The sequence below is a fragment of the Rhodococcus sp. CX genome, from assembly GCF_015865005.1.
Classification (GTDB): Bacteria; Actinomycetota; Actinomycetes; order Mycobacteriales; family Mycobacteriaceae; genus Rhodococcus.
This window is the reverse complement of record NZ_JADZGH010000207.1, coordinates 2,642-8,005: the sequence shown is the minus strand read 5'-3', so window position 1 is coordinate 8,005 and position 5,364 is coordinate 2,642. Positions and strand designations below refer to the sequence as shown.

Annotated in this window: 6 protein-coding genes and 1 pseudogene; all 7 read right to left on the bottom strand. The window is 70.8% G+C overall.

Going from position 1 to position 5,364, the window contains the following annotated elements:
- A pseudogene (locus tag I0Q12_RS33585) lies at positions 1 to 414 on the bottom strand (tRNA pseudouridine(55) synthase TruB); the annotation flags it as partial.
- A gap of 25 nt (positions 415 to 439) precedes the next feature.
- Entirely contained in the window at positions 440 to 1,111 is a 672-nt protein-coding gene (gene npt, locus I0Q12_RS22690; RefSeq protein ID WP_197254971.1) for a 4'-phosphopantetheinyl transferase Npt, read from the bottom strand.
- A 38-nt stretch (positions 1,112 to 1,149) separates the two neighbouring features.
- Positions 1,150 to 2,103 (bottom strand): metallophosphoesterase, encoded by a 954-nt coding sequence (locus tag I0Q12_RS22685; protein WP_307846436.1) that lies wholly within the window; start codon positions 2,101 to 2,103, stop codon positions 1,150 to 1,152.
- Positions 2,104 to 2,108: 5 nt separating this feature from the next.
- Entirely contained in the window at positions 2,109 to 3,455 is a 1,347-nt protein-coding gene (locus tag I0Q12_RS22680) for an MATE family efflux transporter (RefSeq protein ID WP_307846435.1), read from the bottom strand.
- Positions 3,456 to 3,462: 7 nt separating this feature from the next.
- Positions 3,463 to 4,461 carry a bifunctional oligoribonuclease/PAP phosphatase NrnA gene (locus tag I0Q12_RS22675; protein WP_197254967.1) on the bottom strand — a complete coding sequence of 333 codons (999 nt, stop codon included), beginning with the start codon at positions 4,459 to 4,461 and terminating at the stop codon, positions 3,463 to 3,465.
- Between the two features lie 7 nt (positions 4,462 to 4,468).
- The gene (gene rbfA / locus I0Q12_RS22670; RefSeq protein ID WP_197254958.1) at positions 4,469 to 4,924 is read right to left on the bottom strand and encodes a 30S ribosome-binding factor RbfA; all 456 of its coding nucleotides are present in this window, start codon (positions 4,922 to 4,924) and stop codon (positions 4,469 to 4,471) included.
- Between the two features lie 123 nt (positions 4,925 to 5,047).
- Positions 5,048 to 5,338 carry a DUF503 domain-containing protein gene (locus I0Q12_RS22665; RefSeq protein WP_197254956.1) on the bottom strand — a complete coding sequence of 97 codons (291 nt, stop codon included), beginning with the start codon at positions 5,336 to 5,338 and terminating at the stop codon, positions 5,048 to 5,050.
- Between the last annotated feature and the right edge of the window lie 26 nt (positions 5,339 to 5,364).

Below are 5,364 nucleotides of genomic sequence, written 5' to 3'. Positions count from 1 at the left end.
GTAGGCGCGCTTGCCGTCTACCTTGATCGCACTGACACTCGCCGGCACCTGCTCGATGTCGCCGGTCAACGCGGCGACCGCGGCGGCGATCTCCTCGTCGGTGACGCCGGATGCATCGGTGGTCGCGACCGTCTCGCCTTCCGCGTCGTCGGTGACGGTGCTCTGCCCGAGGCGGATCGTCGCGGTGTACGACTTGGTGGTCAACGACAGCAGGCCGAGCATCTTCGTGGCCCGTTCCACCCCGAGGACGAGCACGCCCGTCGCCATCGGGTCGAGGGTGCCCGCGTGCCCCACCTTGCGGGTGCCGAGCAGGCGCCGGCAGCGGGCCACGACGTCGTGACTCGTCATGCCCGGGTCCTTGTCGACGACGAGCAGACCGGCATTGGCCAGGGCGGGATTCTCGGTGGCAGACACGTGGCCCGATTCTGCCACCTCCGGTTCAGCGCACCGCGATGGCGGTGAGCACCAGTCCGTCGGCGACCAGCCAGCGGCCGTCGAACTTCGACACCGGCGCCCCGTCCCGGGTGTCGCCGGGCACGAGCAGCTGCGACCGGAACGACCCCGACGCGACCGCGCCCGCCGCGCTGTCGTCGCGGGTGAAGGTGATGTGGGCGTCTTCGAAGCCGAGCCACCGGCCGGTCAGCGGGAACCACGCCTTGTAGGTGGCTTCCTTCGCGCAGAACAGCACACGGTCCCAGTGCACGTCGTCGTCGGGGGCGGCGGCGAGCCAGTCGCGTTCCGGTTCGAGGCTCACCGCGGGCAGCACCCCGTCCGGGAGCACGTCGTGCGGTTCGGCGTCGATGCCCACCGACCGCACCTGCAGCGAGTACCCGAGCACGGCACCCCGGTAGCCCTCGCAGTGCGTGAGGCTGCCGACGACCCCGCGCGGCCACAGCGGTACGCCTCGCTCGCCCTTGAGGACCGGCGACGGATCGACACCGAGCCGTCGCATCGCCTGCCGCGCGCAGTGCCGTGCGCCGATGAACTCCCGGCGACGCTTCTCGACGGCCTTCGCGATGAGCGCCTCCTCCTGCGGGTGCGGCGCCAGACCCGGCGGGTCCTCGAACAGTTCGGCGGCGACGACGCCGTCCGGCAGGATCCGTCCGATCAGGGTCTCGGACGCGTCGGGGATGTTCCGGGTCGTCTCCGTCACCGCAGTCCCTTCGCTCGCTGTAGTTCCCGCGCTCGCTGTGCGCGCATCTTCTCCACTTCCGCTTCCATCTCGGGTGTCACCGTGAAGTGCCCGCCCCACTTGTTCAGAGTGCCCGGCGGATAGTCCGGGACCGGCAGGATCTGCCGCAGCACCTGATCGGGGAGGCCGCGTCGCTGCCATTCGCGCGGGTAGCCGACCGAGACCTCCTCGAACCGCACGCCGTCGTAGTAGGTGGTGCGCGGGATGTGCAGGTGGCCGTACACCGAACACAGCGCCCGGTAGCGCAGGTGCCAGTCCGCGGTGTCGGTGGTGCCGCACCACAGAGCGAACTCCGGGTAGAACAGCATCCGGGTCGGCTCGCGCACCAGCGGGAAATGATTGATCAGCACCGTCGGCAGCGCCGGATCCAGGGCGTCGAGCCGTTCCCGCGTCCGCTCCAGGCGCGCCTGGCACCAGGCGTCACGCGTCAGGTACGGGTCGGGGGCGAGCAGGAATTCGTCGGTCGCGACGACGTTGCGGTCCCGGGCCAGCGCGAGCCCCTCGGCCTTCGTCGTGGTTCCCTCGGGCAGGAACGAGTAGTCGTAGAGCAGGAACATCGGAACCAGCACCACCGGTCCCCCGTCGCCCTCCCACACCGGGAACGGGTCTTCGGGGGTGATCACGTCGAGTTCCCGGCACATGGTGACCAGATAGTCGTAGCGGGCGACGCCACGCATCTGCACGGAGTCCTTCGCCGTGGTCCACAGTTCGTGGTTGCCGGGCACCCAGACGACCTTCGCGAAGCGGCTGCGCAGCAGTTTCAGCGCCCACCGGATGTCGTCGCTCTTCTCGGCGACGTCCCCGGCGAGGATCAGCCAGTCGTCCGGCGATTCCGGGACGATGTCCTCGGTGACGGGCCGGTTGCCCTTGTGCCCGACATGGATGTCGCTGACCGCCCACAGCTTCGCCACCGGCTCTACCCCTCCGCTTCCGTCTGTTCGAGGGACCGCGCCTGCCGGTCCGCTCCCGTCACCATCCATCGTCCCGACAGCGTCCGCCAGACGACGGCCACCATCCGAAACACGATGAACACCGTAAGGCCGGTCCAGATTCCCGCCAGACCCCAGTCCCACACGAGTGAGCACCAGATGAGCGGCAGGAACCCGAGAAGCGCGGACGCCAGCGTCGCGGTCCGCAGGAACGCGGCGTCGCCGGCGCCGAGCAGCACTCCGTCGAGCGCGAACACCACACCCGCCGCGGGCATGATCGCCACGAAGAACCACCACGCGACACCGATCTGATCGAGTACCGCGTCGTCGCCGGTGAACAGACCGGGGATCACCTCGCTGCCGAGCAGGAACAGCAGCGCGAGCACCGCCGCGAAGACCGTCGACCAGGCCGTGATCCGCCACGCCAGGCGATGGGCGCCGCCCCGGTCCGCGGATCCGAGCGCCGCCCCGACCAGCGCCTGCGCGGCGATCGCGAGCGAATCGAGCGTCAGCGCCACGAAATTCCACAGTTGCAACACCACCTGGTGCGCGGCGACCGCGGCGGCTCCGAAACGCGCGGTGACCGCGGCGGCCGACAGGAAGCACGCCTGGAAGGCGAGGCTGCGGGCGACGAGGTCGCGTCCGAGCCGCAGTTGCGCGCCGATGATCGTTCGCCGAGGTTTCAGCGGCACTCCCGCGCGTAGCAGCGCCCGCAGGAACAGTGCCGCGGACACCGCCTGTCCGGCCACGTTGGCGACGGCCGAGCCGGCCAGTTCCCATCGGGGCGCACCGAGCAGGCCGTGGACGAGCAGCGGGCACAGCACCGCCGACAAGGCCAGCCCGACGACGACATAGCGCAGCGGCCGCGCGGTGTCCTGGACGCCGCGCATCCACCCGTTCCCGGCAAGGGTGACGAGGATCAGCGGGGCCCCGAACAGGGCGATGCGCAGCCACGTCACGGCCGATCCGGCGATGTCGCCGTCCCCGGCGATCAGGCCGGCGACCGGACCGGCGAGCACCTGCCCGACGACCAGCACGACGGCGCCGACACCGAGCGCCAGCCAGGTCGCCTGCACGCCCTCGCCGACGGCGTCGGTGTGCCGGTCGGCACCGTGGAACCGGGCAGCCCGGGACGTGGTTCCGTACGACAGGAACGTCAACTGGGTGCTGACCTGCGCGAGGATCAGCCCGCCCACGGCCAGCCCGGCCAGGGCCAGTGCCCCGAGGCGGCCGACGACGGCGATGTCGAACAGCAGGTACAGCGGTTCGGCGGCGAGTACCCCCAGCGCGGGCAGAGCGAGCCCGAGGATCCGTTTCGCCGAAACCTCGGACACGACGCGATCAGCCGAGGGCGTCACGCAGTTCCGCCACGATCTCGGTGCGATCGCCGTGAGCGGTGTAGCCGGCGGCGGCGCGGTGTCCCCCACCCCCGAGCCGCGCAGCGACGAGCGAGACGTCGATCCCGTCCTTCGAGCGCAGCGACACCGTCCACACCCCGGAACCGACCTCCTTGAAGACGGCGGCGACCTCGGCCTCGGCGGTGGTCCGCACGATGTCGATGACGCTTTCGATCTCCTCGGAACGCAGGTGCGCGGAATCCGCGCGCATCACGGTCGCGTGGACGAGACCCCGACCGCCGGCGGCCTCCGGGACGAGCGTCGCGGTCGCGAGCACCGCCGACAGCATCGGCAGCCATCCGAACGGATGGGTGTCGAGCAGCTGCCGGGTGATGCGGGCGCCGTCGATGCCGGTCGAGAGGAGCCGTTCGGCCAGCAGGTGCGAGCTCGCCCGGCCCCACCGGAACGATCCCGTGTCGGTGACGAGCCCGGCGAACAGGCAGTGCGCGAGATCCGCGTCGATCTCGACGCCCCACACGTCGAAGAGGTCGGCGAGGACCGCAGCGGTCGCTTCGGCGTCCGGTTCGATGAGGTCGTGGGTGCCGAACCTGGTGTTCGACCGGTGGTGGTCGATGACGAGCGTGCGCGTGGAGCCGTGCAGCCGCGGCGCGAGCCGCCCGAGACGCCCTGCCGTGCCGCAGTCCACGGTGACGAGCAGGTCGACGGTCTCCCGCACTTCCGCGGCGGGCGTCACCAGGTGCAGACCCGGCAGCTCCCGCATCGAGCCGGGCACGTCGTCGGGCGATCCGAACGCGACCTGTACGGGCACGCCGCGGCGTTCGAACGCCAGCCCCAGCGCGAGGCCGCTACCGAGGGTGTCCGCATCGGGCTGGACGTGGCACAGCACCGTCACGGACGTCGCCGCGTCCAGCAGCTCGACGGCACCGCCGAGATCCACGGCGGTCGAGGACGGGATGCTGTCGGGCGAGGTGATGTCGGACATGACGGTTCTATTCGTCGCCGGCGGCGTCTCGCTCACGCGGTTCCTTGTACGGATCGGCCTCGCCGGCGGGCGATGCACCTTCGCGGGCCTTGGCGACCGCCTCGTCGGCGGCGCGGGCGCGGGCCAGCAGCTCCTCCATGTGGCGGGCGGTGTCCGGCACCGTGTCGGTCACGAACGTGAGGGTGGGTGTGAAACGCACGCCGGTCCCGGCGCCGACCTTGGTCCGGAGCACTCCCTTGGCCTTCTCGAGGCCGGCGGCAGCCGCGGCGAGATCGGGCTCGGAGTCGAGGTCCGCTCCGCGCACGGTGTAGTACACGGTGGCGTCGTGCAGGTCGGCAGTCACCTTCGCATCGGTGATCGTGACGAACGCGAGCCGCGGATCCTTGATCTCGTGATCGATCGCGGTGGCCACGATGGTGGCGATGCGCTTGGCGAGACGACGGGCCCGTGCTGGATCGGCCATGTCAGTCGCTTCCTCTCCTCGCCGCGGTGCGGCTGTTGTGTCCGCCGCGGTGCGGCTGTCGTGTTCCGCCGCGGTGCGGCTGTCGTGTTCAGCCGCGGGCGGCTGTGTCGTTGTGGCGTCCGGTCAGTCTTCCGGACCGAAAATTCTTCGGCGGGCTGCGAGCAACTGCAACTCGGGGCGGGCCGCGACGAGGCGTTCGCACCGGTCGAGGATGTCGGTGACGTGCCCGACGTCGGGACCTGCCGATGCCACCCCCAGCAGGGCGCGGCGGTGCAGGTCCTGATGCCCGGCTTCGGTGGCCGAGACCCCGAACCGGCGCAGTTCCGCGAGGACCGGCCGGATCATCGACCGCTTGCTTTTGAGGGAGTGCACGTCACCGAGCAGCACATCCAGTTCGAGTGCGCCTACGAACACCGGACCTCCTGTCTGGACTCCCGGCA

Excerpts from the sequence above, each read along its gene's own strand:
- rbfA (WP_197254958.1), bottom strand. The coding sequence starts at position 4,924 with ATGGCCGATCCAGCACGGGCCCGTCGTCTCGCCAAGCGCATCGCCACC.
- I0Q12_RS22675 (WP_197254967.1), bottom strand. The coding sequence starts at position 4,461 with ATGTCCGACATCACCTCGCCCGACAGCATCCCGTCCTCGACCGCCGTG.